3 protein-coding genes are annotated in these 2,513 nt (G+C 64.5%); all 3 read right to left on the bottom strand.

What is annotated here, in order from left to right:
- Positions 1-55: 55 nt before the first annotated feature.
- Positions 56-1,627 (bottom strand): IS66 family transposase, encoded by a 1,572-nt coding sequence (gene tnpC, locus IVB41_RS22160; RefSeq protein WP_247434945.1) that lies wholly within the window; start codon positions 1,625-1,627, stop codon positions 56-58.
- A gap of 73 nt (positions 1,628-1,700) precedes the next feature.
- A complete protein-coding gene (gene tnpB / locus IVB41_RS22155; RefSeq protein ID WP_345946766.1) occupies positions 1,701-2,021 on the bottom strand; it encodes an IS66 family insertion sequence element accessory protein TnpB in 321 nt (106 codons plus the stop codon).
- Between the two features lie 23 nt (positions 2,022-2,044).
- On the bottom strand, positions 2,045-2,455 hold the full coding sequence (gene tnpA, locus IVB41_RS35920; RefSeq protein ID WP_407062495.1) for an IS66-like element accessory protein TnpA: 411 nt from the start codon (positions 2,453-2,455) through the stop codon (positions 2,045-2,047).
- Between the last annotated feature and the right edge of the window lie 58 nt (positions 2,456-2,513).

Here is a 2,513-nt window from a genome sequence, read left to right as displayed (position 1 = left end):
GTACGCATCCGGCGAAGGCCCCCGGCTAGGCCGCTTTCGGGAAGGCTGAACGCGCTCAAGCTGCGTGAGCGACGCTTTGGGGCTGCCAATTCCAAGGCAGCAGTTCGTCAATGCGCTTGGCAGAGTGATCAGGTAGGCGCGCCAGCACGTCGGCAAGCCAAGCCTGCGGGTCGACGTCGTTAAGCTTTGCGGTGGCGATAAGGCTGTAGATGGCAGCAGCACGCCGGCCGCCGTCATCGGAGCCGGCGAAGGTCCAATTTTTTCGCCCGATGGCGACCGCCCGTAGCTCACGTTCAGCAGCATTGTTCGACATGCAAAGCCGCCCGTCATCAAGGAAGCGGCTAAATGCATCCCAGCGGCTGAGGCAGTAATTGATCGCCTTGGTCGTGTCGTTGTTCCTGGAGAGCTTGGCGCGCTGCTCGCGCAACCACACCTCCAGCTCGATCATCAAAGGGCGGCTACGTTCCTGGCGCACACGCAAACGCTCCTGCGCAGGAAGTCTGTTGATCTCGCGCTCGATGGCGAACAGGACATCGATGCGCTTGACCGCCTCGGCCGCGATCGGCGCCTTGCTGAGCCGTGCGAGATCGAAGAACTTGCGCCTGCCGTGAGCCCAGCATGCGGCCTCGATGATCGGGCCGCCCTTCCGATTGGCCTCGTAGAGCCTGCCAAAGCCGGCGTAGGCGTCAGCCTGCATCAGTCCGGCATAGCCCGCCAGATGCTGCTCCGGATGCGCACCGCCACGATCGGGCGAGTAGAAGAACACGGCCGCCGGCGGATCTGGGCCGGCAAACGGCCGGTCGTCGCGCACGTAAGTCCAGAGCCGCCCGGTCCGGGTCTTGCCCTTCGCCAGGACTGGCACCGTGGTGTCATCGGCGTGGATGCGCTCGGCTGCGAAGACATGGCTCCGGATCGCATCGACCAGAGGCATCAGGCTTGCTGCGGAGGCACCTACCCAGTCCGCGAGCGTCGATACCTCGAGGTCGATACGTTCACGCTGGTAGACGTCGCTCTGACGATGAAGCGGCAGGTGCAGGCCATACTTGGCGAACAGGACATGGGCCAGCAGCTTGGGCCCTGCACGCCCGCGCGCAATCGGGTGCGAAGGAGCCGGCGGCTGGGTGATCGCTTCGCAGGCCCGGCAGACGAGCTTCTCGCGCACATGCTGGATCACCATCCACCGGCGCGGAACGAGCTCCAGCGTCTCGGTCACGTCCTCGCCAATTTTGCGCAATCGGCAGTCGCCGCAGCATGGGCAGGTGGCAGGCACCGGATAGACAATGCGCTCCCGCGGCAAATGCGCCGGCAGCGGACGGCGGGCCGGCTTGCGGCGCTCGAACGATGGCACCGTAATCTTGTCGGCTGCCATCTGCGTCGCGGTCTCAGCTTGCGCCGCGTTCTCCTCCAGGTCGGCGAGCTGTAGCTCGAGCTGGTCCAGCAATGCGCCTCGCTCGGAGGACTGTCCGAACTGCTCATGCCGCAGCTTCTTGATCGTGAGTTTGAGCTTCTCGATTAGCAAAGTCCCCGCCTGGGCCTCGGCTTCCGCGGCCAAACGGGCCGCTCGCTCGGCGCGCAGCATCGCCTGCAGCGTGGTCACATCGTTGGGAAGAGAATCATCAGTGCCCATCGCCGACTAGAGAATCACAAGACGCGATCTCTGTCCGAACCGCTGATCGCGTCACCGATTCAAATCCCAGCGATCACCCGGCCGCCTGCGGTCGCCAGGTATGTTGCGGCATCCGCCAGTCGATGCCCTCCAGCAGGTAGCCAAGCTGGGCTGGGGTAATTGTCACGACGCCATCAGCCGGCGATGGCCACAGGAAGCGGCCGCGCTCCAGCCGCTTGGCATAAAGCGACATGCCCAGTCCGTCGTGCCAAAGGATCTTGATCAGCTTGCCGCTTCTGCCACGGAACACATAGAGGTCGCCGCCGTGCGGGTCTCGCGTGAACGCTTCCTGCACCAGCAAGGCCAGCGAGTTCATGCCCCGACGCATATCGGTGTGGCCGGTCGCAATCCACACCCGCACGCCTGACGAAATAGGAATCACCGTATGCGTCCATCTGCCAGCGCCGCCACCGCGGCCTTCAGCGTGGCCGCGTCGACTGTACCCGTGATCCGCATCCGAGCCCCGGCAGCAAACTCGATCTCGATCGTCCCGCCGCTGCTGGCCGGCGCGACTGGACAGGGCGCCGGACCTGATTCCGCGACCACCATTGCCGGTACGAAGCCAGGTTGATGGGCGGCATCCTTCGGCTCAGGTCGAAACGACCGTCGCCACCGCAGTAGCAATGAGCGCGAAACGCCATACCGCCGCGCTGTTGCCGCGACTTGGCGCGGCGCCTGTAAGCTCTCCAGGACGATCTTGAGCTTCTCGTCCTCGGACCAGCGCCGCCGCCGGCCCGTGTCCACCACCTCAAGCCGTTCGACTTGGGCACTGCGCCTATCACTGTCCATAAGGACAGTTCTCAACAACACGCCTTATTCGGCAAGGCGGCCTTCACCGGACGGATAC

Origin of the sequence: Bradyrhizobium sp. 44, from assembly GCF_023073095.1 — a bacterium.
GTDB lineage: Bacteria > Pseudomonadota > Alphaproteobacteria > Rhizobiales > Xanthobacteraceae > Bradyrhizobium.
This window is presented reverse-complemented; position numbering and strand designations above follow the sequence as displayed.

Coding starts and splice junctions, on each gene's coding strand:
- tnpC (WP_247434945.1), bottom strand. CDS start 1,627: ATGGGCACTGATGATTCTCTTCCCAACGATGTGACCACGCTGCAGGCG.
- tnpA (WP_407062495.1), bottom strand. CDS start 2,455: ATGGACAGTGATAGGCGCAGTGCCCAAGTCGAACGGCTTGAGGTGGTG.